The organism is Streptomyces sp. NPDC059917 (assembly GCF_042730635.1).
Lineage (GTDB): Bacteria > Actinomycetota > Actinomycetes > Streptomycetales > Streptomycetaceae > Streptomyces.
This window is the reverse complement of sequence record NZ_JBHWLC010000073.1, coordinates 1-25042: the sequence shown is the minus strand read 5'-3', so window position 1 is coordinate 25042 and position 25042 is coordinate 1. Positions and strand designations below refer to the sequence as shown.

Here is a 25042-nt window from a genome sequence, read left to right as displayed (position 1 = left end):
ATCAGACGCTCTCCAACGAGTAACCCGGGTCCGGGGTGAAGTGCTGACCGGGCACGGCGTAGGGGTCGGTGGGGTCGTCCGGGGCATAGGGGTCGGTGGGCGCGTAGGGGTCGTACGGGCTCAGGCCGGGCCCGTCGGGGGTGGGCGGCAGCTCCGGGGGCGGGTCGCCGGGCGTTTCGCCGAGGGGTGGGACGGTGGGCGGCGCGGGCGGGTTCGCGGGCTCGGGCGGGAGGGGGCGGCTCGGGGTGTTCGGTACGGTGTCGCGGCCCGTGGGCGGGGCCGTGGCGGATCCGGACGGCGGGCAGTCCGGCGCGCCGGGCGGGGGCGGGACGGCGGCCCGCGGCGAGGACGGAGCCGTCGGCGGGGTGGTGCGGGCCAGGCTGTTGGGGTCCCGGGTGGCGCAGGGCGCCGACGGGGTCGGGGGCTGCGCCGGATCCGTCCGGTCGGTGGAGGGGATGCCGTCCGCCGGGTCCTGGGCGGGCGGCACGGCGGGGCTCTTGTCCTGGGCTCCGTCGTCGCCGGTCCTGCGCTCGATCCAGGTGTTGTCGCCGATGTTCGCGATGACGAGGCTGGTGATGACCTGGACGGTCGGTTCGATGACGATGACTTGGTGGGGGTCGTAGCCGGGCCAGGGGTCGCCCTTGAAGACGGGGTCTCCGCCCGCGGCGCGCGGGGGCCGGAGCGGGTTCCCGCAGGCGCAGCGGACCCGGGGCGTGCCGTGGTCGTCGACGAGGACCGCGGTGCCCGCCTGGAGGACGGACTGGAAGCCGGTGGCGCGGCCGTCCTTGAAGCCGTGGCCGGTCACCCGGGTGTCGGCGCGCAGCACGACCGGGGTCAGGCCGCGCAGGAACTCGGGGAGCTTCGCCCGTTCGATGCCGGCGGCCTCGGCGAAGCCCTTCGCCTTGGCGTCGTCGGAGGTCAGGTGGTCGACCTGGCGTTCGACGTCGCAGCTGCCGAGTCGCTGGGTGCCGCCGTAGAGGCCGGGGGTGGCGCCGCCGACGGTGCGGATGCCCTCGCCGGTGGCGTTGGGGGTGGGGGGTTGCAGCGGCGCGGATTCCGCCGTCGCGGTGGAGGGGTTGAAGGGGTCGGGGCCCGCCACGGCGACCGGCTGGAGCAGGACGTCCTGGCTCTCCGGTGCGGCCGCGGGGGTGCGCGATCCGTCCCCCGGGCCGCCGCAGGCCGCGGCGAGCAGCCCGAGCGCGGCGAGGAGGGCGGCGCCCGCCGGTGCGTGGCGGCGGGCCGGCTGCGGGGACGCCCGGCGCGGCGGAGGTTGCGGTACGTGCTGATCCGTCACGAGGTTCTCCCTGTTAGCCCCTGTTGCTCCCCTCTTGTCTGCCGCATGTCCGGGGGTGTCGCAAGCGGAGCGTCACCGTGGAGCCGCGGCCTTGAACATGTTCAAGAGAGCCTCTAGGCTCACACCGTGAGTTGAACGCGTTCAAGGCGTTCGACCGCACGGGGGAGGGCGGTCCGCGGTGACGGTACTGGTGAATTGCATCGTCACCGTGGGCATGCTCTACGTCGTCCCCTCGGGACTGCGCCTGATCGACCCGGCCCGGCTGCGCACGACCGCCCGGCTGTGGCCCCTGCTCGCGGCGCCCGGCGCCCTCTGCCTCTGGCTGCCCCGCGGCGCGCTCGCGGGCACCCTCGCCGCCCTCTACGGGTGCGCCACGCTGGCCCTCGTCCTGCACGCGACGGCCCGGCTGCTGCGCACCCGTTCCCTCGCCCCGCCCGAGATCGCGGTGCTCACCGCGCTCGTCACCCCCTCGGTCGCCGGGCTCGCCCTGGTCGCCGAGCGCACCGGGCACCGGCTCCTCGGCTTCGACCTGGAGATCCTGGCCCTGACGGTCCCGCACTTCCACTTCGCCGGATTCGCCGCGGCCCTGGTCGCCGGACTGGTGTGCCGGGCCGCCGCGCCCGGGCCGTGGGCGCGCTGGGCGGCGTACAGCGTGCCGGGCGGGACCCTGCTGGTGCTCGCCGGGTACTTCGTCGACGACTGGGCGGAGCTGGCGGGCGCCGTCCTGCTGACCTCGGGGATGTGGGCGGTGGCCCTGCTGACCTGGCGGGAGATCCGCCCCGGCGCACCGGACCGGGGCACCGCGGCGCTGCTCGCCTGCTCGGCCGGAGTACTGGCCCTCACCATGCTGCTCGCCCTGTGGTGGGCGCTGGGCGAGGCGAGCGGACTCCCGCACCCCACCGTGACCTGGATGGCCGCGACCCACGGCCTCGCCAACGCCCTCGGCTTCGCACTGTGCTCGGTGCTGGCCTGGCGCCGTCTGGAGGAGAACGCGTCATGACCCGCATCATCAGCGAGGGCGCCCACCGGCCGCGGCCCGCGGCCGCCGGGACCGACGCACTGACCTACCCCGACCGCGGGGCGACCCGGCTGCGCCCGCTGCCGCCGGGGTACCGCCACCTGGACCACCGGGTCCGGATCGGCCGCGGCCGGGCCGTCTTCGAAGCGGCCGGCGCCGCGGTCACCACCTTCGACCTGCACCGGGCGACCGGAATGCGGATCCGCGCCGACCACGGGGCCGTGCGGCCGGGCGGCCGCGTCGAGGTCGGGATCGGCTTCGGGCCGCTGCGCGTCACCGCGCCCTGCGAGGTGATCTGGACGGTCTACGGACCCGACCGGGCGGGCTTCGCCTACGGGACCCTCCCCGGGCACCCCGAATGCGGCGAGGAATCGTTCCTGGTGGAACTGGCCGGGGACGGTTCGGTCTGGTTCTCGGTCACCGCCTTCAGCCGCCCGGCCGCCTGGTACACCCGGCTCGCCGGTCCGGTCGTCCCGTTGCTCCAGCTCGGCTACGCCCGGGTGCTCGGCCGCACCCTGCGCGCCCTGGTCGCGCGCGGCTGATACTGGAGGCGATGGACTGGTTCACGTCGCCCGGATACTGGCTCGGCCGGCTGGTCTTCCAGCGGGCCCTGGCGGGCGTCTACGTCCTCGCCTTCGCCGGGGCCGCCCTGCAGTTCCGGGCGCTGATCGGCGCCCACGGCATGCTCCCCGTCCCGCGCTACGTCCGCCACGTGCCCTTCCGCCAGGCGCCCAGCCTGTTCCAACTGCACTACTCCGACCGGCTCTTCGCCTGCTGCGCCTGGTGCGGGGCGGTCCTGGCGGCGGCGCTGGCGGCGGGCGCGGGGGACGCCGTACCACTGGGCGCGGCGATGGCGATGTGGGCGGTGCTGTGGGCGCTGTACCTGTCCATCGTGAACGTCGGACAGACCTGGTACGCCTTCGGCTGGGAATCGCTGCTGCTGGAGGTGGGGTTCCTCGCGGTGTTCCTCGGCAACGCCCGGGTGGGGCCACCGGTGCTCGTGCTGTGGCTGCTGCGCTGGGTGGTCTTCCGGGTGGAGTTCGGGGCGGGACTGATCAAGATGCGCGGCGATCCCTGCTGGCGGCGGCTGACCTGCCTGTACTTCCACCACGAGACGCAGCCGATGCCGGGGCCGCTGAGCTGGTTCTTCCACCGGCTGCCGCGGCCGGTGCACCGGGTGGAGTGCGCCGCCAACCACGTCACCCAACTGCTGGTGCCGATCCTGCTGTTCACCCCGCAGCCGGTGGCGTCCGGGGCCGCCGGGGCGATCGTCGCGACCCAGCTGTGGCTCGTCCTGTCGGGGAACTTCGCCTGGCTGAACTGGCTCACGATCGCGCTCGCGCTCTCCGCCGTCGACTTCACCGCGCTCGCGGGCCCGCCGCCCCGCGCCGCGGCGCGTGCGGGACCGCTCTGGTACGTGGTGGCGGTGTGCGCGCTGACCGCGCTGGTGCTGCTGCTCAGCCGGCACCCGGTGCGCAACCTGCTCTCGCGGCGCCAGGTGATGAACCGATCCTTCGACGCGCTCCACCTGGTCAACACCTACGGGGCGTTCGGGACCGTCGGGCGGATCCGGGACGAGGTGGTGGTGGAGGGGACCGCGGATCCCGCCCCGCACCGGGACGGCGCGTGGCGGGAGTACGGCTTCAAGGGCAAGCCGGGGCGGCCGGAGCGGATGCCGCGCCAGTTCGCGCCCTACCACCTGCGGCTCGACTGGCTGATGTGGTTCGCGGCGCTCTCGCCCGGCTACGCGCGCGACTGGTTCGGCCCCTTCGTGGAGCGGCTGTTGGCGGGCGACCGGGACACCCTGCGGCTGCTCGCCCACAACCCCTTTCCCGGCGCCCCGCCGCGCTACGTCCGGGCGCGGCTGTACCGCTACCGGTTCAGCACCCCGCGGGAGCTGCGCGCGACGGGCGCGTGGTGGCAGCGCCGCCTGCTGCGCGAGTACCTGCCGCCCACCCGGCTGTCCGGGCCCGGCCCGGGGACGCACACGGAGCACGGCCCGGGCCGGACGGGGCACGACTCAGGCGAGTAGGGCGGCCTCGCGCTCGGCGCTGATGCCCTTCTCGGGCCGGTCCGCGCGCTGCGGGGCCACTCCCCCGATCCCCTGGAGCCAGCTCCAGCTGTCGGCCACGGTCTCCTCGACCGGGCGGCACACCAGACCGGCGTCCAGGGCCTTGGAGACGTCGCCGCCGAACATGTAGTCGTACAGCTCGCCCTCGGGCAGCCACACGGGCAGCTCGGTCCACGGTTCCACCCCCGCGGCCTGGATCAGCCCCGGGTCGGTCCACCGCAGCTCCGCGCCGCCACCGGTGACGGCGACGACGGATTCGAGGAAGGTGCCCATGGTGGCGTGTCCGAGCGGCGAGGCGAGGTTGTACGCTCCCCCGCGCCCGTCCCGCGCCGCGTCGAGGGTCCAGCGCGCGAGGTCGCGCACGTCGATGTACTGGAGCCGGAGCCCGCGCGGCCCCGGGGCCAGCATCGGACCGCCGCGCGCCGCGCGCCCGAGCCACCAGGGCAGCCGACCGACGTTCTCGTAGGGCCCGATGATCAGTCCGGCGCGCACCAGCAGGGCGTGCTCCTCGCCGAAGACGGCGAGGGCGGCCAGCTCGCCGCCGCGCTTGTCCTCGGCGTAGGCCACCGCGTCGGCGTCGGGCGAGCCCTCGACCACCGGGGCGTCCTCGCCCAGGCCGGGGGGCGAGGGGTAGGCGTAGACGGAACGGCTGGATATGTACGCGTAGTGGCCGACCCGGCCGTGCAGCAGCCGCGCGGCGTCGCGCACGGCCGTGGGGGCGCCGCTCCAGGTGTCGACGACCAGGTCCCACTCTCCCTCGGCGAGGGCCGCGAGCCCGTCGGGGGCGGTGCGGTCGCCGTGGAGGGACGCCACCCCCGGCGGCGCCTCGTGCCGCCCGCGGTGGAAGACGGTGACCTCCCAGCCCCGCTTCAGCGCGTCCTCGGTGATCGCCCGGCCCACGAATTCGGTCCCGCCCAGCATCAGTAGCTTCATGCCGTCAGCCTGCCGGGCGGCCCGGGCGGCGGGAAGCGGTGATCGCCGTCAGCGATGACGCTGTCGGCGTACACCGGGACGCGCATCGGCGCACATCGCCCCACAACGGCGCAACGCGCACCCGCGCCCCGCCGCCGGATCGGCGCGGAGACGCGGGTGTGGGGCGCGGCGGCCGCCGGTACGGGCCGGGGCCGGGACGGTCAGTCGATGCCGGGCAGGATGTGCGGCTCCGCCAGGTCCTCTTCGTATCCGGCGAGCCGGATCGGTGCGGACCGGGCCCACACTTCCAGGCTCCCCAGTTGGTCCGAGCGGTTGCGGGAGCGATTGTCCGTCCGCTCCGTCACCCCATGGTCACGCTTGGTCAGTTCAGGTGTCACCGCGCACTCCTTTGTGTCGCGTAACCCGGCGGGCGTACCGCTGCCGGGCAGGGAAGGGACATCCGGACGCGGTGGCGCCATGGTTCTCGATACGGAGCGTGGCCCTGGTGGGGCCGTCCGTGTGCCTCAGGGTACACATATGAGCGGGACCCCGCTCGATGGAAAGGTAAAATCCACTTTCGACCCCTTGATTTCGGCCGATGTTCAGGACTTCGCCCACGGCGCGCCGACGAAGCGGGTAATGCACCGCCGCGGGGAGCGGCGGGCGGGCGGGAACGACGAACGGCCCCGTACGACCGGGGGCGGTCGTACGGGGCCATCGGGGCGGGCCGGGGGCGGGCCGCTACCAGTTGCCGGGCGCGTAGTCCTTGAGGAAGACGCCGAAGAGGTCCTCGCCGGCCTCGCCGCGGATGATCGGGTCGTAGACCCGGGCCGCGCCGTCGACCAGGTCGAGCGGGGCGTGGAAGCCCTCCTCCGCGAGTCGGACCTTGTCCGGGTGCGGGCGCTCGTCCGTGATCCAGCCGGTGTCGACCGCCGTCATGAGGATCTGGTCGCTCTGGAACATTTCCTGGGCGCTGGTGCGCGTCAGCATGTTCAGCGCGGCCTTCGCCATGTTGGTGTGCGGGTGGCCCGCGCCCTTGTAGCCGCGCCCGAAGACGCCTTCCATCGCGGAGACGTTGACCACGTAGCGGCGCTCGGCGGCGGCCGCGGCCATCGCCGGGCGCAGCTTGCTGATCAGGATGAACGGCGCGGTGGAGTTGCACAGCTGGACTTCGAGCAGCTCGATCGGGTCCACCTCGGACACCGTCTGGATCCAGCTGTTCGTGTGGTGCAGGTCCGGGACCAGGCCGCCCGCGTCGATCGCGGTACCGGCGGCGATCCGCTCCAGCGAGGCCGAACCGGAGACCAGGGCCAGCTCGGTGACGTCCTGGGCGGTGAGCTTCTCGCCGTGGCCGGTGGGCAGGGCGGCGACCCGGTCGACCGTGCCGCTGCCGAAGGTGCCGATGACCTCGGAGGCGGGCAGTTCGCCGGCGGGCAGCGGGGCGTTCTCCGCCGCGACCAGCTCGCTGTAGGCGCCAGGGGAACGGCGCACCGTCTGCGCGGCGTTGTTGATCAGGATGTCGAGGGGGCCCTCGGCCGCGACCGAGTCGGCGAGCGCGACGACCTGCGCCGGGTCGCGCAGGTCGATGCCGACGATCTTCAGGCGGTGCAGCCACTCGTGGCTGTCGGGCATCGCCTTGAAGCGGCGGACCGCGTCGTTCGGGAAGCGGGTGGTGATGGTCGTGTGCGCGCCGTCGCGCAGCAGCCGCAGCGCGATGTACATGCCGATCTTGGCGCGGCCGCCGGTGAGCAGGGCGCGGCGGCCGGTGAGGTCGGTCCGGGCGTCGCGGCGCGCGCGGTTGAAGGCGGCGCAGTCCTGGCAGAGCTGGTGGTAGAAGGCGTCGACCTCGACGTAGCGCGTCTTGCAGACGTAGCAGGAGCGCGGGCGCTGGAGTATCCCGGCGACCGGGCCCTTGGTCGCGGTGCTCAGGGCGTTGCCCTGGGTCTCGTCGTCGATGCGCTCGGCGGAGCCGGTCGCGGTGGCCTCGGTGACGGCCTTGTCGTTGGCGGTCTTGGCGGCGCGGCGGTCCTGGCGGCGGCGCTGCTTGACCGTGCGGTAGATACCGGCGGTCGCGCGGCGTACCGTGACGGCGTCGGGGTGGTCGACGTCGAGCTCGTCCAGCTCGTCGAGCACGGCGAGGCAGACGGCCAGGCGCTCGGGGTCGATGCCCGGGCCGTACGTCTGGATGTCTTCGGTCACCGTCATGGCCGTTGCCGTTCCTCGCTCGAACTCGCCCGCGTCCACGTTTCGCGAACTCCTCAAAAGCAGAACTGTACGGATCCGACGCGCCCGGGACCAAACCGCTTCCGCCCGCCTCACGCGCAGCGGCCGGATCGTCACGGTATGTACGGATGGGCGGCGTTCTCCGACCGCGATCGCGGTCATCCCGCCGGATGACGAACGGCTCCCGCACGACCAGCGGACTACAGATTTGCTAGGCGTGTACTACTCCCGGAGTACAGGTGATCACCACCTGTGGGACGAGGAATACTCGAGCGGGACCGGGCATTGTGGCCCACATGAGTGCCCTAGCCCTGTCAGTCCTCCTCTGCTTGATCTCCGCGCTCGCCTACGCGGCCGGCGCGATCGTGCAGGAGCGGGTTGCGGAAAGCAGCCCCGGGCGGCCGTACGCGCCGCTCGCCCGGGGCGGCTGGTGGCTGGCCGTGGGGCTCAACGGGCTCGGCGCGCTGTTGCACGTGGTCGCGCTGGCGTACGGTCCGCTCAGCCTGGTCCAGCCGCTGGGCGCCCTCACCATCGTCTTCGCCCTGCCGATGGCCGCCGTCCTCGTCGGTCGCCGGGCGGGTGCGGCGGCCTGGCGCGGTGCGGTGCTGGCCACGGTGGGCCTGGCCGGGCTGCTGGCCCTCACCGGCGGTGACGGACGGGACGGGCAGACCCTGTCGGGCGGTGAGCGCACCCTGCTGCTCCTGCTGACGGCCGGGGTGTCGGCGGCGCTGTTCCTCGCGGCCCGCCGGGTCCGGCGCGCGGTGTTGCGCAGCGTGCTGCTGGCGAGCGCGGCCGGTACGGCCTTCGGCATGGGCTCGGTCTTCACCAAGTCGGTGGCGGAGGGCTTCGAGCAGGGCGCCGTCTTCGGCCAGGCCGCGCAGTTGGCCTCGATCGCCGCGCTCGCGGCGGCCGGACTGGTGCTCTCCCAGGCGGCCTACCGGGGCGCCGGGTTGACCGCGCCGCTGGCCACGGTGACCGTGGTCAACCCGGTGGTCGCGGCCAGCGTCGGCATCACGCTCTTCGACGAGGGCTTCCGCTTCGGCGCCCTCGGCACCCTCGGCGCCCTGGTGAGCGCCGCGGTCGCGGCGGTCGGCCTGGTGCTGCTCACGGCCGTACCGCCGCGCGTGCGGGTCTCGTCCGACGCCGACGGCGGCGCCGTTCCCGCGGTTGCCTCAGATGTCGACTCCGTGCCCGCGCAGGTAGGCCAGCGGGTCGACGTCGGTGCCGTAGCCCGGCCCCGTCCGGATCTCGAAGTGCAGGTGTGGTCCGGTGGTGTTGCCGGTCGAGCCGGAGCGGCCGATCCGCGCTCCCCCGCTCACCTGCTGACCGGCCTTGACCCCGAGGGCCGACAGGTGCGCGTACTGCGAGTACCGGCCGTCGGTGTGCCGGATCACGACCTGGTAGCCGTAGGCGCCGGCCCAGCCCGCCGAAACGACCTCTCCGGGGGCGACGGCCTTGACGGACGTGCCGGTCGCCACCGGGAAGTCGACGCCCGTGTGGTAGCCGCTGGACCATGAGGAACCCGCGACGTGGTAGGCCGTGCCCAGACCGGCGTCCACGGGTGCGGTGAAGCCGCCCGAGGCGGCGGCGGGCTTCGGCTTGGCCGCCGCCGGTTCGACGGGCTTGACCGGGTCGGCGGTGCGCGGCGGCTTCTCGGGTGAGGGCGTCGGCTTGGGAGTCGGCGCCGGGGTGGCCGCGGGCGGTGGGACCGGGGGCTTGGGCGTGACCGGTGCGGTCGTGACCCGCAGAGTGAGCCGCTGGCCCGGGAAGATCATGTCGGGGTCGTTGCCGACGGTGGCCCGGTTGGTCTCGTAGAGCGCCTGCCAGCCCCCCTCGACGTGCTGGCCCCGCGCGATCGCCGAGAGCGAGTCGCCCGGCGCGACGACGTACGGATTGGGCAGGACGGAGGTGCCCGTCGGGGTGGGACCGCTCTTGGCGGCCTGGGGCGCGGCGTCCTGTGCCGTGCCGGTCCGGGCCTTGCCGGTCGCGGCCTTGTCCGTCTGCGCCGTGCCGGTCCGCGCGCCCTGTCCGGTCGGCGCCTTCGGGGTCACCGCGGGGGCCGCGCCGCCCCGGCTGAGACCGGCCTCCTTGGAACAGACCGGCCAGGCCTGCGGTCCCTGGGAGCCCAGCACCTTCTCGGCGACCGCTATCTGCTGGTCCTTGGTGGCGAGGTCGGCGCGGGCGGCGTACGCCGTGCCGCCGAAGGCCCGCCAGGTGCTCTGGCTGAACTGGAGTCCGCCGTAGTAGCCGTTGCCGGTGTTGATGTGCCAGTTGTTCGTGGACTCGCAGGCGGCGACCTTGTTCCACGTGTCGACGGTGGCGGCGTGGGCGGCGCCGGCGCCGATGAAGGGCAGCGCGATCCCGGCGCCGCCCGCGGTCACCACCAACGAAGCCCGGTTGATCGTGCTCGGTTGGTACCGGCGGTGCCGGCCCCGTACGCCCATGGGAGCCCCCTTGAAGACATCAGGAACCGCACAACCTAACGCTGCCACCACACCTTGACAAGAGGCGCAACAGGGCGCGCCACAGCGGTGGTTGAGCGGATCTCAGCGTGGGAGAGATCCACATGCGGGCGCCGCGATGTAGCGTCGGCATCCTCCGTACCCGACGGGGCACCGGAGAACACCCCGGCACACCGAGGCACACCAGGAGCGCGACGATGAGCAGCACGGCCCAGATCGGCGTCACCGGGCTCGCGGTGATGGGCAGCAACCTCGCCCGGAACTTCGCCCGCAACGGCTACACCACCGCCGTCCACAACCGCACCGCCGCGAAGACCCGCGCCCTGGTCGAGGAGTTCGGCCACGAGGGCACCTTCATCGCCGCGGAGTCGGCGAAGGAGTTCGTCGACGCGCTGGAGCGCCCCCGGCGCCTCATCATCATGGTGAAGGCCGGTGATCCCACCGACGCCGTGATCCGCGAGTTCGCGCCGCTGCTGGAGGAGGGCGACGTCATCATCGACGGCGGCAACGCGCACTTCGAGGACACCCGGCGGCGCGAGCGCGAGCTGCGCGAGCAGGGCATCCACTTCGTCGGCGTGGGCATCTCCGGCGGCGAGGAGGGCGCGCTGCTCGGTCCGAGCATCATGCCAGGCGGCTCGCCGGAGTCGTGGGCGTCCCTCGGCCCGATGCTGGAGAAGATCTCCGCCAAGGCCGCGGACGGCACGCCGTGCACCTCGCACGTGGGTCCGGACGGCGCGGGCCACTTCGTGAAGATGGTCCACAACGGCATCGAGTACGCCGACATGCAGCTGATCGCCGAGGCGTACCACCTGCTGCGCGAGGTGGCCGGGTACTCCCCGGCCCGGATCGCGGAGACCTTCCGCGCGTGGAACCGGGGCCGCCTGGACTCCTACCTGATCGAGATCACGGCGGAGGTGCTGGCGCACACGGACGCGGCGACCGGTCGCCCGTACGTCGACGTCGTGGCCGACGCCGCCGAGCAGAAGGGCACCGGCCGCTGGACCGTGCAGATCGCCCTGGACCTCGGGGTCCCGGTGTCCGGGATCGCCGAGGCGGTCTTCGCACGGGCCGTCTCCGGCCACGCGGAGCTGCGCGCCGCGTCCCGCGCGCTGGGCGGCCCGTCGGCCTCGGCGCTGCCCGCGGACGAGGCCGACGCCTTCGCGGCCCGGGTCGAGCAGGCGCTGTACGCGTCCAAGATCGTCTCGTACACCCAGGGCTTCCACCAGATCCAGGCGGGCAGCGCGGAGTACGGCTGGGGCGTGGACCCGGGTGCGGTGGCCTCGCTGTGGCGGGGCGGCTGCATCATCCGGGCCGCGTTCCTGGACCGGATCCGGGCGGCGTACGACGCCCGGCCGCAGCTGCCGAGCCTGCTGGCCGACGACCGGTTCGCCGAGGAGATCGGCGCCGCGCAGGACGACTGGCGCGAGGTCCTGGTGACCGCCGTCCGCCAGGGCGTGCCGGTCCCGGCCTTCGCGGCCTCGCTGTCCTACTACGACGCGTTGCGCGCGGACCGGCTCCCGGCGGCCCTGACCCAGGGCCAGCGGGACTTCTTCGGCGCGCACACCTACCGGCGCACCGACCGCGAGGGCTCGTTCCACACCCTCTGGAGCGGCGACCGCTCCGAGGTCCGCACGGACTGATCACCGCGCACCGGCGGCGCCGGTCCCCTCGCTGCTCGGTCGTCCCGGTCGTCGGGGGTTCAGCTGAGGGGGCCGGGCTGCGGGAGCGGCGCGGGGCCCGGCGGCGGCGGGATGGGGTCGGGCTCGGGGACCGGTCCGGGTACGGGCGGCGCGGGCCGGGGCGGAGCGGGCACCGGGTCCGGTACGGGCGGCGTCGGCGCGGGCGGGGTCGGCACCGGGTCGGGGGCGCCCGGATCGGGAGCGCCGGGCTCGGGCACGCCGGGGTCGGGCCGGGGCGTGGGGAACGGGTCCGGCAGCACCGGCTCGGGGACCGGGTCGGGCCAGGCGGATCCGGGGGGCGGGTTCGCTACGTTTCGCACCATGGGCCCCGCCTTCCCCTGATCCCGGGGGCTATGCCCGCCGGAGCGCACCCACCGCCGCCGCGAGGCCGACCGCGGGGCTGGACAGCACCGGGACGCCCGTCGTGGACCGGGCCGCCGCGCCCGCCATCGACACCTGGGCCAGCACGATCACGTCCGCGTCGACCACCGCGTCCACCGCCGCGGCCACGAGCGCCAGGAACCCCGCGTCGTCACCCGCTTCGAAGCGCTCCCAGGCACCCGGCACCACCCGCGTCCACGGGGTCGGGGCCGCCGCGCACCCGGGGCGTTCGCGCTCCAGGGCACCGGCCTCCTCCCGGAGCAGGGCCAGCGTCGGGGCGAGGGTGCTCTCCACGGTGGCCAGGACCGCGATGCGGGGGCCCGTACGGACGGCGGCCGCGGCCATCGGCCGGTCGACCCGCAGCACCGGGCGCCCGAGGACCGGCCCGAGCCGTTCCGCGACCGCCCCGATCGTCGAGCAGGTGCAGAGCACCGCACCGTCCCCGCTGCCCGGACCGGCCAGCAGGGACTCGATCTCCCCGGCCACCGCCCCGGGGCCCGCCGCGCGGGCCCGGGCCAGCAGCTCGGGCACGACGAGGTGCCGCAGCGCCGTCCCCGCGTGGTGCCGGTCCCGCAGCGCGTCGAAGACCGGCACGTGCACCGGGGAGGTGTGCAAGAGCGTCAGCCCGCCCGGGCCCGCCCGCCCGCTCACCAGAGCGCCGGATCGGTGTCCAGTCGCCGCTTCGCCGCGGCGACGACCTCGGCCGACGGCTGTGGCGCCCGGTCGGGGTGGCGGGCCGCCCAGGCGGCCGCGTACGGGCAGAGCGGGACCACGGCGACGCCCTCGGCGGCCGCGATGCCGTACAGGGCGGCGACGAGGTCCCCGGCGATCCCCTTGCCCTCGTGGCCCGGCTCGACCACCGTGTGCACGGCGACGAGGGCGCCCGCGCCCGGCTCCGAGGGGAGCACGAAGTAGGCGATCACGCCGACCCGCTCCGTCCCCTCATGGGCCCGCAGCCGCCCGGCGGCCCGGTCGTCCCTGATCTCGATCGCCATGTCCTCGCCTCTCGTCCCTCGTCCCTCGTCCCCGACGGCCCGTCCCGGTCCCGCGACCGCCGTCAGACGGCGACCGCGTGCGGGCTGCGCCGCTGCTCGGTCCCCGGTACGGGGGCGGCGGGGTCGGCGCCCAGTTCCACGATCCGGTTGTCGGCGTCGACGTGCACGACGCGCGGCACGAAGGTCCGCGCCTCGGCGTCCTCGAACTGCCCGTAGCTGATGAGGATCACCAGGTCACCGGGGTGCACCAGATGGGCGGCGGCCCCGTTGATCCCGATCACCCCGGAACCGCGCTCGCCCTCGATGACGTACGTCTCCAGCCGGGCGCCGTTGTCGATGTCGACGATGTGCACCAGCTCCCCGGGCAGCAGATCGGCCGCCTCCATGAGATCGCCGTCGATGGTCACGGACCCGACGTAATGCAGATCGGCCTGGGTGACCGTGGCGCGGTGGATCTTGGATTTGAACATGTTCCGCAGCATTTTCAACTCCTGAAAGACGGCTCCCTGCCTGCTTCCTGCAGGTCAAGGGCGCTGCGCACTCTACATGGACGCCCCTTGAGGCGAGGCTGAAAAGGAACATCGTCCTCGTCCCGCGACAAGCGGACAGGCAGTGCGCTTCCTGCGGTCACAGCCCCCGGCCGAGCGGGGCGTGGGGGCGCCGGATGTCCTGCGGGTGGGCCGTGTGCAGCACGGCCTCCTCGTAGGCGATGGTGCCCGCCGCCACGAGGGCGTTGATGCCGCTCTCCAGGGTCTGCATGCCCTCGCCGTGGCCGGTCGCGATCATGTTGCGGAGCTGGCGGGTCTTGCCCTCGCGGATCAGGTTGCGGACCGCCGACGTACCGACCAGTACCTCGAAGGCGGGCGCCCTGCCCCCGCCGATCCTGGGGATGAGCGTCTGGTTGAGGATGCCGACCAGGGTGTGCGCCAATTGGAGGCGGATCTGGGGCTGTTGCTCGGCGGGGAAGACGTCGACGATGCGGTCCAGCGTCTGCGACGTGTCGTTGGTGTGCAGGGTGGCGAACACCAGGTGCCCGGTCTCGGCGATGGTCAGGGCCGCGGAGATGCTCTCCGGGTCGCGCATCTCGCCCAGGAGCAGGACGTCGGGATCCTCGCGCAGGGCCGCGCGCAGCGCGGCGGGGAACGACGCGGTGTCGGCGCCGACCTCGCGCTGGTTGACCGCCGCGCGCTTGTGCCGGTGCAGGTACTCGATCGGGTCCTCGATGGTGAGGATGTGCACCGACCGGTGCCGGTTGACGTGGTCGAGGAGCGCGGCCAGGGTCGTCGACTTCCCCGACCCGGTCGGCCCGGTCACCAGGACGAACCCGCGCGGCAGGCCCGCCCACCCGACCGCGACCGCGGGGAGGCCGAGCTGCTCGGACGACGGTACGTCGAACGGGATGATGCGCAGCGCCAGCGCCGACGTGCCGCGCTGCACGAAGGCGTTCCCGCGCAACCGGGCCTTCTCCCCCCAGCTGAACGCGAAATCGACCTGCTTCTCCGCGCGGAAGCGTGCCGTGAGTTCCTCGCCCAGCACCCCGGTCACCAGGCGGTCGACCTCCGGCTCGCTCAGCGCGGCCCCCTCGACCGGTCGCAGGGCGCCGTCGACGCGGAGGAACGCCGCCGATCCGGCGGTGAGCAGCAGGTCGCTGCCGCCCCGCTCCCACAGCTCGCCGAGCAGGTGGTCGATGATCGCGGAACTCGGCCCGGACATGGTGGTCTCCAAGATGGTGTGTTCGCTCATGGCAGGACCGTCCACTGCTCGACCGTGCCGGTGTGGCCGTCGAAGGACACGGCGGCCCGGACGAGCGGGCCGGACAGGAGGTCGATCCGGGTGCCGCCGAGGTGCTCGGTCGCGCCGCCGCTCCCGGCGGTCACGGTGTAGGTCACGGTCAGTCCCGCCAGTTGGGAGGCGGTGGTCAGGCCGCACGGGGCCAGGTCGACCCGGTCGGTCACCGGGCCGTTCGCGCCGAGACGGACGGGCAGGTCGAGGGAGTCGTCGACGTCGGCGCAGGTGCTGCCGGGGAAGCGCACCGACATCTTCACCGACGTCGCGTCGCCTTCCTCGTGGTGCGCCACCTGCAGGACGACGCGGTCGAGCGGTCCGGTCGCGGCCGCTGGCGGCCGGGCGTAGCCGCCGAGCGTCAGGGCCGCCCGGCCGCCGCCGGGGAGGGCGGCGTCCGTGACGTCGACGGCCGCGCCCGGGGCCGGGGGCGCGAACCCGCTGATCGCCGTGACCGACGCCGCTCCGGCGCTCACGGCCGGATAGGTCGTGAACAGCACCGGCTCCGGTGGGATGCCGATCGCCGGGCGCAGGTATCCGGGGGCCGTGTCGATGCCCAGATCGATGGTCCGGGCGATGATGCCGCGGGTGACGACCTGGGCGCTGACCTGGCTCATCGACAGGTCGACGGCGGCGGTCGGCGCGTAGACGGTGCCGTTGACCACCAGGCGGCTGTGCCGGGTGGCCGTGTCGGCGTCGTCGGTCGACTTCAGCACCGCGCAACCGCCGCTCTCGGTGAGGCAGCCGGACAGGGCCCTGATGGACGGGGCCCGGAACACGATGGCGAGCTCGACGCCGTCGAGCCGGGCGGTGGCGTCCGTACTGCCCGGGCCCAGCTTCGCCCCGTAGGAGACGGCGAGCGCGGACAACTGGGCGCCGTTCTCGACCCCGCAGGCGCCGAGGTCGACCAGGTCTTCTCCGAGTGCGGCTTCGTGGGTGGTCAGGGCGTGGTGCGCGTCGCAGGCGGTACCGGTGCCGGAGACGGTCAGCTCGGTGGTGGGCGCTTTCGTGGGCGCGGGCGGCGCGGGTGGCGCGGGTGGCGCCGTCGACGCGGGCGGCGGCGGGGTGGTGTCGTCGGCCCGGTGCGCCACGCGCAGCACGAGGCGGTCGATCACCGCGCCCGCCGGCAGGGGCGGCATCGCGAACGCGCCGAGCCGGATCGACGCCGACGGGGTGACCGGGGAAAGGGTCGCGGTCGAGACGGTGGTGTCGATCGCCTGCGCGCGCGTCGGATCGAGGAAGGCCGCGGCCGTGGGCGCCGCGGTACTGGTCGCCCGGGTGGGGCGCACCGGGAGCGGGGGTCGATGGGTCAGTTCCAGGGTGACGCCGTCGAGTTGGTCGGTGGCGCCGGTGCTGCCGGCGCCGAGGGTGGCGGTGTAGGTCACGACCAGGCCGGTCAGCTGGGCCGGGTCGGTCAGCCCGCAGACGGCGACCAGGTCCAGGGTGTCGGTGGCCAGGGCGCCCTGGTGCGCGGCGAGCTTCCGCGGGGTCGTGCAGGAGACCGGTATGCCGGGCCCGGCCAGGGTGACCGAGACCGTCGGCGGCGGCCCTCCGCCCGCGCCGGGATCGTCGCGGTGCGCGACGTGCAGCAAGGCCCCGTCCAGGACCGAGCCGCGCGCCACCGCCGGGGTGTCGTAGCCGCCGAGAACGAGGGCGGCGGTGGGTGTGGTGACCGGGTCGAGGGTGGCGGCGGCCGTGTCGACGCCGTCGATCGCCCTGGCGTTGGTCGCGCGGACGAAGGTCGTCGACTCCGCGCTCGTCGCCGGCCGGGGCGGCGGCGGGTCGTAGACGATTTCGAGCCACATGCCGTCCAGGGCATGGGCGCCGGTGGTGCCGCCCGCCTTCAGCCCGGCCGTGTACGTCGCGGTCAGGCCGGGCAGCTGGGCGGGGTCGGTGATGCCGCACGCCAACAGGTCGACGCGGTCGTCGCCCGGGACGGCGCGCGCGGTGAGCGGCAGGTCGGTACAGCCGCCACCGCCGCCCGCGGGGGTGACGGCGACCCGGGGTCCCGCCGCGTCGCCGCTCTCGCGGTGGGCCACCCGCAGGACGGCGGAGCTGATCGTCGACCCCGGCGGCAGGGGAGGCCGGCCGTAACCGGCCAGGGTGATCGACGCGGAGGGGGCCTCCGCGGTCAGATCGGCGGCCGCCACCAGCGGTGTCGGCTGTTCTCCGATCTCCAGGGCGCTGTCGGGGTTGGCGGCGGTGGCGGTGAATCCGCTCGACGCGGTCACGGCGGTCGGCTTGAACGTGGTCGGCGTGCGGTACGCGACCTCCAGCCGGATGCCGTCCAGGCGTTCCGTGGCGGCGGCGCCGCCCGGGTCGAGGGTGGCGGCGTAGGTCACGGTCAGGCCGGTGAGCCGAGCCGGGTCGGTGAGCCCGCACGCGCCCAGCAGGTCGATCGGGGGGTCCACGGCGGGCGCCGTGTGCCGGGGCAGGTCTGCGGTGCGGCAGGTGTCCGCGCCGACGGCGGTGGTGACCTTCACCGCGCCGGGGGCGGTCAGGTCTCCGTCGTCCCGGTGGCCGATGCGCAGCTTCGCGGCGGTGATGACCGAGCCGGGCGGCACCTGCGGGGCGAAGCCGCCGAGTTGCACGGAGGCCGACCGCCGTGTCGTCGGGTCGAGGACGGCGTCGGCCGTGCAGCTCGTGGTGCCGGTCGGCTGCGGACAGCCGGGCGGAGCGGGCCGTTCGCCACTGGTCAGGGCCTGGCCCGGGTTGGTGAAGCCGGTGTTCGCGACCACCGCCGTGGGCTGCAGCGTGTGCGACGGCTTCGGCGGCTGGACGCCGTACACCGCCACCTGCTGCGCGTCGGGGGTCACCGGGGCGCACAGTTCGGCCTGCCCGCGGTCGACCTGGAGCCGACTGCCGCCGCCCATCATCAGCGCCACGCCCTCGGCCCGCGTCCTGTCGCAACCGCCCGGGTTCGGGACGGTCGGGCGGGACGGGGCTGCGGGGTCCCAGCCCGCCTGTGTGCCGCCGACCACGCTGACCGTGGGATCGTCGACCGTCCAGACCGCGGGGCCGCCGGTGAAGGTGAAGTCGAAGTGGTAGAGGCCCGGTTGGAGCCACACCACGACGCCCGGGCAGCCGCCACCGGTGAGGCCGTTGAGGGCGCGGGCATCGTCGTAGTAGCCGGGCTGCAACCGCACCAGCCAGGCACCGGGCCCGGGGCACGCGGGCGCCGTCCGCCGGACCGGCACGGCCGTGGCGGGCGGGGTGTGGTCCGGGTCGGCGCCCACGACCGCGTCGGCGGGATCGGGCGGGGTGTCGTTGGCGCAGGCGTGCGCGTACGGGGTCTGGGTCGCGGGCAGTTGGGGCTGCGACAGGGCGCCGCTGCACGCGCCTACGGCGGACACGTCGCCCGACACCGCCATCGAGGCACCGGCGCCGGTGGTGATGTTCGATTGGGAGAACACGCCGCCCTGCACGCGCAGGCCGCGCGCGCTCACGTTGATGCCGTCCTTCTCCCCCCGGCCCAGGCTGTGCAGCGCGGCCTGCGGTTGCGTCGCGCGCGTGGTGGCGGCGGACGCCTTGAGGGGGTCGCAGTGGACGATCATCCGGCGACCGTTGATCGGCGGGGCGGTGTAGTCGGCGCAGGGGTTGCCCTGCGCGAAGTTCTTGATCGCGAGCTGGGTGGCGCCGTCCGCGCTGTAGCCCAGCCTGCCCTGGTCGGCGTACGCCTTCGCGGCCTTCAGCCCCGTCCCGGCGAACGACAGGACCGAGACGGCGACCAGGCCGAAGACGACGATGAAGGCCAGGGCGAGGATCAGCGTCGCGCCCTGTTCGTCACCGCGCGGGCGGCGCGGACGCAGGGGGGCGGTCATGACGCGCTCGATCGTCGGACGGCGGTGAGGGCCGTCGGGGGCGCGCCGGGGTTGCTCCGCACGGTGAGCGTTACCTCCATGGGCGAGGTGCACGGGGTTTCGGCACCGCAGTCCAGAGTCACGGGATGGGTCGATGTGGTGGTGTCGAACCGGCCCAGCAGCGTGGTGACGACGCCCCGGTCGGTGCACGTCACCCGGCTGAGGGCGCCGGTCGGCCGGTCGTAGGCGTAGACGACGTCGGAGCCGGACCGGCCCAGGTGGACGATCACGTCGGCGACGCCGCACGCGGGGGTGGTCGTCACCCTGTCCGCGCTGTGCACGTCGCCGCCGAAGTAGCGGTTCAGCGTGCCGGTCGCGCCGGTCGCGGCCACCCGCCGCTCGGTGCCCGCCGTGAACCGCAGCCCGAGGAGTATCGCCTGGGGCAGGAGCGCCCCGATGATGCCCAGGATGACGATCGTGACCAGCAGCTCGGTCAGGGTGAACCCCGACTCCGAGCGGCTGCCCGCCCGTTGCTTCGTCATGACAGCATCGACTCCCGCTTGACCACTTCGAGGACCGCGTCCCCGACGGGGCGCGGGCCCGTCGAGTGCACGGTCAGCGTCACCTTCTGCACTCCGGTGTCGGCCGTCGGGCAGGCCGGGCCGAACGCACCGACCCCGTCCCAGTACGCGACCTCCACGGTCACGGTGTATCCGGCCGGTGGCGGCGGAGTCTCGTATCCGGTCGCGCAGGACACGTACGGGTCGCCGACGACCTTCTCGGCGGCGCTGCGGACGAACGAGTCGGCGCCGGTCAGCCTCTGCTGCGCGACCGCGCCGATGATCGCGGTGCCCATGCCTCCGAGGAGGGCCACGAAGGCGACGCCCATGAGCACCACGGCGACGAGGACCTCGATGAGGGTCTCCCCCTCTTCGCCGCGGCGCCGGAGCGGGCGCGGCGCCGTGGGGCGCGCCGGGCCGGTCACTGGACGTCGACCTGGTTGAAGACGCCGTAGATCGCCGACAGGAGGGCGACGGCCACGAAGCCCACGACCACCCCGACCATGATCACCATGGCCGGTTCGAAGAGGCTCGTCATGCGTTTGAGTTTGTGCTGCAGTTCCTTCTCGTAGAACTCCGAGACGTTCTCGAGCTGCTCGTCGAGGGTGCCCGTCTCCTCCCCCACGCGCATCATCTGGGTGACTGCGCCGGGGAACAGCTTGGTACGGGCGATCGGCCGGGACATGCCGCCGCCTTCGAGCATCTGCGTCCGGGCCGTCCCGATGGACCGTTCGTACACCCGGTTGTTGGCGCCCGAACCGGCCAGGCCGAGCGCCTCGGGGATGGGCACACCGGCCTTGATCATCGAGGTCAGGATGCGGCAGAACCGTTCGATGACCATGTAGCGGACCACGTCGCCGACCACCGGCATGGCCAGCAGGAAGCGGTCGCGCAGCACCCGCCCCCGCTCGGTCCGCAAACCGGCGATCAGCGCCGCCACGAGCACGACGAGCACACCGGCGATGACCGGGTACCAGGCCGTGACGAAGTCGGTGAAGCCCAGCAGGATCCGGGTGGGCAGCGGCAGTTCCGCATGGAAGGACGCGAAGAACACCTTGAAGCGGGGCAGCACGAACAGGACGAGGACGAGGACGACGGCGAGGGCCAGCCCCATCACCAGGCTCGGGTAGGTCAGGGCGGAGCGGATGCTGCGCCGGGCCTCGACGTCGCGCTCGATGTAACGCCCCAACTGGGCCATCACCACGTCGAGTTCACCGGTGGCCTCGGCCGAGCGCAGGACGGAGACGTAGAACGGCGGGAGCGCCTTCGTGTGGGCGGTCATCGCGCCGGCGAAGCTCTCGCCGAACCGCAGCGAGTCCATGACGTCGACGAGCACCTGGCCGAGCTTCTTGTCCTTGGTCTCGGCGCGGATGATCTCCAGGGCGTCCAGGATGGGTACACCGGCTTTGATGAAGGCGGCCATCTGCCGGGAGAAGTTGCTCAGTTCGACCAGGTCGACCTTGGCCGGGGTGAGTTCGAGCTGGAGCAGGTTGCGGCCCTCGCCCTTGACGGACCGCACGTCGTAGCCCTGCCGGGTCAGGCTCTCGGTCACGCCGTCGACGCTGGAGCCCTTGAGCACGCCGGTGGCGCGCTTGCCGTCCGGGCCGACCGCGTCGTACTTGAAGGTGGCCATGCCGGTCGTCTCCTGGATCGCGGTGTCGGTGGTCGGCGTCCTCGGTTCGTCGGCGCGCCGGTTCGTCGGTTCGTCGGTTCGTCGGTTCGTCGGTTCGTCGGTTCATTGGCTTGGGGGACGTCCTAGACGACGTACACGCTGGACATGATCTCGGCGATGGTCGTGACGCCCTCCTCCACCAGACGGACGCCTCCGTCCAGAAGGCTGTCCATGCGCTCCTCCCGGGCGGCTGCGCGCAGCCGGTCGATCGACGCGTTCTCCACCAGCAGCCGCTTGACCGCATCGCTGATCACGAGCAGTTCGAAGACGCCGATCCGGTCCTGGTAGCCGGTCCGGGAGCAGAAGTTGCAGCCCCGGCCCTGCCAGAACTCGGCGTCGGTCGACCCACCGGCCCTGGCGAAGAAGGCCAGTTCGTCCACGCCCGGCCGGTAGGGCTCGCGGCACTGGTCGCAGATCCGCCGCACCAGGCGCTGGCTGACCACCCCGGAGACCGTGGAGGTGATCAGGAAGGGCTCGATGCCCATGTCGGCGAACCGGTGCAGCGCGGAGCAGGCGTCCCCGGCGTGGATGGACGACAGGACGAAGTGGCCCGTGAGGGCCGACTCGACCGCGATCCGCGCCGTTTCGCCGTCCCGGATCTCGCCGATCAGGATCACGTCGGGGTCCTGCCGGAGGATCGAGCGGAGCCCGGTCGCGAACGAGATGCCCGCCTGGTCGTTGATCTGGATCTGGTTGACCGAGGGGAACACGTACTCCACCGGGTCCTCGATGGTGGTGATGTTGCGCTCGCTCTGGTTCAGTTCGCCGAGAGTGGCGTACAGGGTGGTCGTCTTGCCGCTGCCGGTCGGTCCGGCGCAGGCGACCATGCCGTACGGGGAGCGCAGCAGGGACGAGAACCGTTCGTAGGTCGCCGCGGGCATGCCGAGCTCGCCCAGCCGGAACAGCGTGCGGTTGCGGTCGAGCAGTCGCAGCACCGCCTTCTCGCCCCAGATGGTGGGGGTGGTCGCGACCCGGATGTCGACCGACCTGCCGTCGATCTCGGTGGCGATCTGCCCGTCCTGCGGGCGCCGCCGGTCGACGATGTTCATGTTGGCCATGATCTTGATCCGGCTGACCACGGACGGGCCCATGTTCTCCGGCAGGCTCAGTACGTCGTGCAGCGCGCCGTCGATGCGGTACCGGACCCGCACCCGGTCGGCGTGCGGTTCGATGTGGATGTCGGAGGCACGGTCGCGCAGGCCCTGGGTCAGCAAGAGGTTGACCAGATGCACGACCGGGGCGTCCTCGCTCACCACCCTGGCACCGGAGGTGGCGCTCCGGCCCGCCTCGGTGGCCTCGAAGGCCTCGACCAGGCTCCCCGCGCCGGCCAGCGCCCGGTAGGCGCTGTCGATCGAGCGCCGGATGTCGGAGGGGGCCGCGATCGCCAACCGCACCCGGTCCGGCGCGACGGCCGGGCCGAGCTCGTCGAGCACGCGCGGGTCACCGGGGTCGCCCGCCGCGATCAGCAGCGTGCCCTCGGACCGGCGCACCGCGACGACGCACAGGGAACGGGCCAGCGCCTCCGGCACCCGGGCGGCCGCCTCGGGATCGGGCTCGCTCTGGCGCAGGTCGGCGACCGGGACGTCGAGTTGTACCGACAGCGCCTCGATCAGGGACCGTTCGTCGACCATGCCGAGTTCGACCAGCAGGGCGCCGAGCCGCTTGCCCGAGGCCGACTGCTGCAGGAGCGCCTCGTCCACCTGCGCCGGGACCAACTGCCCGCGCTGCACGAGGAGTTCTCCGATGCGCGGTCGTTCCGGCCGGTCGGTGGTGGTGGCGGCGGCGGCGGCGGCGGCGAGGGAGCCCTCGGGTGCGGTGGCGTCCTCGGGTGAGGTGGCGCCCCCGCCCGCAGGATCCGTCGTCGCCGTGCGGCGCCGGAGAAAACGGCCGTTGGCCAAGGAACCCACCCCTTTCGCGCACCCGGAACAGCGGCCGATGGGGACCGCACATCCCTTCCCGGTGTCATCAGCTGCTGATTAATCAGCGGCAGACTACAGCACCTCCAGGCGTCGCCACCTGCGCGGCATCTACGCAATCGACCCTTGTCAGCCCAGCACTCGATAAGTAGTCTACCGCTGATTAATCAGGCTGTTACTACAACGTGACGCGGCTCGTCGCCGGTCGCTGCAGATGGAGAAAGATGTTCACAAACCTGCAAGGCACGTTGCGTCGGCGAATGCGCGCACGGAACGAGGCCGCGGAAGCCGGCTTCACGCTCGTCGAGCTTCTCGTGGTCATCGTGATCCTCGGCATCCTGTCCGCCGTCGTCGTCTTCTCCGTTCGCGGCATCAACGACAAGGGCCAGGGCGCGGCGTGCAGGACCGACAAGTCCACGATCCAGACCGCGGAAGAGGCGTACTTCGCCAACAACAACGCGTACGCCACCGTGGACAAGCTCGCCGAGGTCGGGCTCCTGTCCACCGTGTCCAACTGGTACGAGGTCAAGGACCCCGCCGCGTACGCGGTCACGCCGATCGTCAAGGCCGGTGTGACGAACCCCTGCGCGACCACCCCCTGATACGGGGCTCCGCGCTCCGGACGCCGCCCGTGGGCGGGCGTCCGGGGCGCGGTCGTCGGCCGCCCGGATCATGGTGGTCGTGACGGGTATGTACGGGTATGTACGGGTACGGCACCATGGCCCGCATGCCATCCATATGTGTTGCGATCATCGGCCTGTTGGGGCTCGCGGTCGGGTCGTTCCTCAATGTCGCCGTCTCCCGCGTGCCGGCCGGCCGCTCCGTCGTGCGGCCCCGCTCCGCCTGCCCGGCGTGCGCCACGCCGATCGCGGCCCGGGACAACATCCCCGTCGCGTCCTGGCTGCTGCTGGGCCGCCGTTGTCGCGCCTGCCGGATCCCGATCCCCGCGCGCTACCCGCTCCTCGAGGCGCTCACCGGGCTCCTGTTCGCCGCCGAGGCGCTGCGCTTCGGCCGCTCCGAAACCCTTCCCGCCGCGTTGGTGTTCACCGCGGGACTACTAGCCCTGGCCGCCTGTGACGCCGAGCTGTTCCTGCTCCCGCTGCGGCTGGTCTACCCGACCCTCGGGCTCACCTCCGCCTGCCTGGTCGGCGCCGCGACGGCCACCGGACAATGGCATCGGCTCGGCGTGACCGCGGCCTGCGCGGTGGGCGCGTTCGCCCTCTTCTTCGCCCTGCACCGGATACGGCCGGCCTGGCTCGGATTCGGCGACGTGCGCCTGGCCGCCCTGCTCGGCACCGGACTGGGCTGGCTCGGTCCGGCGCATCTCGTCTTCGCCGTACTGGCGGGCAGTTCCGCCGGGTTGCTGGTGGGCATCGCCCTCATCGCGGCGGGGCGGATGACCCGGCGGACCCGCCTCCCCTTCGGCCTCTTCCTCGCGGCCGGCGCCATCGCCGCCCTCCTCGTCGGCGCTCCCGTCATCGACTGGTACGGGAGCCTGGGCGACCCGTACGCGGACGCGCTGGGTGCCTCGCCCACCGCGGTCGGCCACCGCCCCTGACCGCGGGCCGGACGTCAGCCATGGGCTACCGGTGGAGCCGGGGACCGCGCTACTGGGCGTACCTACAGCGCCGCGCGCCGTACGGGCTCCGCAGCCTGGTCCATCGCACAACCGCCCACCGGAACCGGTTGGTAACCTGGTCGCCATGGAGAAGCCCGACCGACCTGATCTACCACTGGCCGAGTGGATTGTGCTCGCGATCGTGGCCGAGCGACCGAGCCACGGCTTCGCCATCGCGGCCCTCACTTCGGAGGGCACGGAAATCGGTGAGTTCTGGCACATTTCGCGCCCCATGGTCTATCGGTCGATCACGCGGCTGGTCGAGCGCGGCCTGATCACGCCGGTCGGCACCGAGGAGAGCGACCGCGGGCCGCAGCGCACGATCTACGCCGCCACCCGCTCGGCCAAGACGACCGTCAATCGGTGGCTCGGCGAACCCGTGGGCCACCTGCGCGACATCCGCGCCGACCTCACGAGCAAACTCCTGCTGCTCCGGCGCCGCAACGCCAGCCCGGCCCGTCTGGTCGAGCGCCAACGGGTCGTCCTCGACGAGATCGAGGCATCGCTGCGCGCCAAGGTGCACGCCGACGACCAGCTCACCAACGCGATCTACGGCTGGCGGCTGGACCTCGTCCACGCCGCGCGCCGACTCCTCGACGCCGTCGACGTCGACGCGACGCGGCCGGCCGTCAAGGCCGGCTGAGGCCACGGGCCCGGTG

The 25042-nt window shown here is 73.4% G+C and carries 22 protein-coding genes and 1 pseudogene; 8 read left to right on the top strand and 15 right to left on the bottom strand.

Annotated features, from left to right (window positions below; all coding sequences use genetic code 11):
* Position 1: 1 nt before the first annotated feature.
* Positions 2 to 1294 carry a DUF6777 domain-containing protein gene (locus tag ACFWAR_RS31475; protein WP_385784484.1) on the bottom strand — a complete coding sequence of 431 codons (1293 nt, stop codon included), beginning with the start codon at positions 1292 to 1294 and terminating at the stop codon, positions 2 to 4.
* A gap of 178 nt (positions 1295 to 1472) precedes the next feature.
* Here ACFWAR_RS31475 and ACFWAR_RS31470 point away from each other — a divergent pair, with 178 nt between their 5' ends.
* Genes ACFWAR_RS31470 through ACFWAR_RS31460 form a run of 3 tightly spaced genes read left to right on the top strand, consistent with a single transcriptional unit; the run spans position 1473 to position 4344 of the window.
* Positions 1473 to 2294 (top strand): YndJ family protein, encoded by an 822-nt coding sequence (locus ACFWAR_RS31470; RefSeq protein ID WP_385784482.1) that lies wholly within the window; start codon positions 1473 to 1475, stop codon positions 2292 to 2294.
* Positions 2291 to 2854, top strand: coding sequence for a DUF1990 family protein (locus tag ACFWAR_RS31465; protein ID WP_385784479.1), 564 nt, complete (start codon positions 2291 to 2293; stop codon positions 2852 to 2854). Before ACFWAR_RS31470 ends, ACFWAR_RS31465 begins: the two co-directional genes overlap by 4 nt.
* Before the next feature lie 11 nt (positions 2855 to 2865).
* On the top strand, positions 2866 to 4344 hold the full coding sequence (locus ACFWAR_RS31460; RefSeq protein ID WP_385784476.1) for a lipase maturation factor family protein: 1479 nt from the start codon (positions 2866 to 2868) through the stop codon (positions 4342 to 4344).
* Here ACFWAR_RS31460 and ACFWAR_RS31455 read toward each other — a convergent pair.
* The 3 genes from ACFWAR_RS31455 to ACFWAR_RS31445 all read right to left on the bottom strand — a co-directional run bounded on the left by ACFWAR_RS31455 (position 4333) and on the right by ACFWAR_RS31445 (position 7500).
* Positions 4333 to 5316, bottom strand: coding sequence for an NAD-dependent epimerase/dehydratase family protein (locus tag ACFWAR_RS31455; RefSeq protein ID WP_385784473.1), 984 nt, complete (start codon positions 5314 to 5316; stop codon positions 4333 to 4335). The two genes, ACFWAR_RS31460 and ACFWAR_RS31455, sit on opposite strands and share 12 nt — an antisense overlap.
* A 200-nt stretch (positions 5317 to 5516) precedes the next feature.
* A complete protein-coding gene (locus ACFWAR_RS31450; RefSeq protein WP_385784471.1) occupies positions 5517 to 5693 on the bottom strand; it encodes a hypothetical protein in 177 nt (58 codons plus the stop codon).
* 343 nt (positions 5694 to 6036) lie between these two features.
* Positions 6037 to 7500, bottom strand: a complete 1464-nt coding sequence (locus ACFWAR_RS31445; protein WP_385784468.1) for an SDR family NAD(P)-dependent oxidoreductase — start codon at positions 7498 to 7500, stop codon at positions 6037 to 6039.
* Between the two features lie 314 nt (positions 7501 to 7814).
* On the opposite strand from ACFWAR_RS31445, the pseudogene ACFWAR_RS31440 reads away from it, so the two are divergent.
* Positions 7815 to 8628, top strand: a pseudogene (locus tag ACFWAR_RS31440) (DMT family transporter); the annotation flags it as partial.
* Between the two features lie 62 nt (positions 8629 to 8690).
* Here ACFWAR_RS31440 and ACFWAR_RS31435 read toward each other — a convergent pair.
* Positions 8691 to 9962, bottom strand: coding sequence for a transglycosylase family protein (locus tag ACFWAR_RS31435; RefSeq protein WP_385784466.1), 1272 nt, complete (start codon positions 9960 to 9962; stop codon positions 8691 to 8693).
* A gap of 215 nt (positions 9963 to 10177) precedes the next feature.
* On the opposite strand from ACFWAR_RS31435, the gene gndA reads away from it, so the two are divergent.
* Positions 10178 to 11620, top strand: a complete 1443-nt coding sequence (gene gndA / locus ACFWAR_RS31430) for an NADP-dependent phosphogluconate dehydrogenase (RefSeq protein ID WP_385784464.1) — start codon at positions 10178 to 10180, stop codon at positions 11618 to 11620.
* A gap of 59 nt (positions 11621 to 11679) precedes the next feature.
* Here gndA and ACFWAR_RS31425 read toward each other — a convergent pair whose 3' ends face one another.
* From ACFWAR_RS31425 to ACFWAR_RS31380, 10 genes are all read right to left on the bottom strand, one after another.
* Entirely contained in the window at positions 11680 to 11982 is a 303-nt protein-coding gene (locus ACFWAR_RS31425) for a hypothetical protein (protein ID WP_385784461.1), read from the bottom strand.
* Positions 11983 to 12010: 28 nt separating this feature from the next.
* Complete coding sequence (locus tag ACFWAR_RS31420) at positions 12011 to 12664, bottom strand: aspartate/glutamate racemase family protein (RefSeq protein ID WP_385784520.1); 654 nt, start codon at positions 12662 to 12664, stop codon at positions 12011 to 12013.
* Positions 12665 to 12687: 23 nt separating this feature from the next.
* Positions 12688 to 13035, bottom strand: coding sequence for a GNAT family N-acetyltransferase (locus tag ACFWAR_RS31415; protein WP_385784459.1), 348 nt, complete (start codon positions 13033 to 13035; stop codon positions 12688 to 12690).
* Positions 13036 to 13097: 62 nt separating this feature from the next.
* Entirely contained in the window at positions 13098 to 13517 is a 420-nt protein-coding gene (panD, locus tag ACFWAR_RS31410) for an aspartate 1-decarboxylase (RefSeq protein WP_385784456.1), read from the bottom strand.
* Positions 13518 to 13662: 145 nt separating this feature from the next.
* A complete protein-coding gene (locus ACFWAR_RS31405; protein ID WP_385784453.1) occupies positions 13663 to 14778 on the bottom strand; it encodes a type IV pilus twitching motility protein PilT in 1116 nt (371 codons plus the stop codon).
* Positions 14775 to 18638: a hypothetical protein gene (locus ACFWAR_RS31400; RefSeq protein WP_385784450.1), complete on the bottom strand. Its 3864-nt coding sequence runs from the start codon at positions 18636 to 18638 to the stop codon at positions 14775 to 14777. Before ACFWAR_RS31400 ends, ACFWAR_RS31405 begins: the two co-directional genes overlap by 4 nt.
* Entirely contained in the window at positions 18635 to 19159 is a 525-nt protein-coding gene (locus ACFWAR_RS31395) for a type II secretion system protein (protein ID WP_385784447.1), read from the bottom strand. Before ACFWAR_RS31395 ends, ACFWAR_RS31400 begins: the two co-directional genes overlap by 4 nt.
* Complete coding sequence (locus ACFWAR_RS31390) at positions 19156 to 19602, bottom strand: prepilin-type N-terminal cleavage/methylation domain-containing protein (RefSeq protein ID WP_385784444.1); 447 nt, start codon at positions 19600 to 19602, stop codon at positions 19156 to 19158. Before ACFWAR_RS31390 ends, ACFWAR_RS31395 begins: the two co-directional genes overlap by 4 nt.
* Positions 19599 to 20810, bottom strand: a complete 1212-nt coding sequence (locus tag ACFWAR_RS31385; RefSeq protein WP_385784441.1) for a type II secretion system F family protein — start codon at positions 20808 to 20810, stop codon at positions 19599 to 19601. The genes ACFWAR_RS31390 and ACFWAR_RS31385 overlap by 4 nt, the downstream gene beginning before the upstream one ends.
* Positions 20811 to 20932: 122 nt before the next feature.
* Entirely contained in the window at positions 20933 to 22747 is a 1815-nt protein-coding gene (locus ACFWAR_RS31380; RefSeq protein ID WP_385784438.1) for a GspE/PulE family protein, read from the bottom strand.
* A 278-nt stretch (positions 22748 to 23025) separates the two neighbouring features.
* On the opposite strand from ACFWAR_RS31380, the gene ACFWAR_RS31375 reads away from it, so the two are divergent.
* The 3 genes from ACFWAR_RS31375 (at position 23026) to ACFWAR_RS31365 (ending at position 25026) form a co-directional block, all read left to right on the top strand.
* Positions 23026 to 23367, top strand: a complete 342-nt coding sequence (locus tag ACFWAR_RS31375; protein WP_385784435.1) for a type IV pilin protein — start codon at positions 23026 to 23028, stop codon at positions 23365 to 23367.
* A gap of 125 nt (positions 23368 to 23492) precedes the next feature.
* Positions 23493 to 24323 (top strand): prepilin peptidase, encoded by an 831-nt coding sequence (locus ACFWAR_RS31370; RefSeq protein WP_385784433.1) that lies wholly within the window; start codon positions 23493 to 23495, stop codon positions 24321 to 24323.
* Between the two features lie 145 nt (positions 24324 to 24468).
* Positions 24469 to 25026 (top strand): PadR family transcriptional regulator, encoded by a 558-nt coding sequence (locus ACFWAR_RS31365; RefSeq protein ID WP_385784430.1) that lies wholly within the window; start codon positions 24469 to 24471, stop codon positions 25024 to 25026.
* Positions 25027 to 25042: the final 16 nt, after the last annotated feature.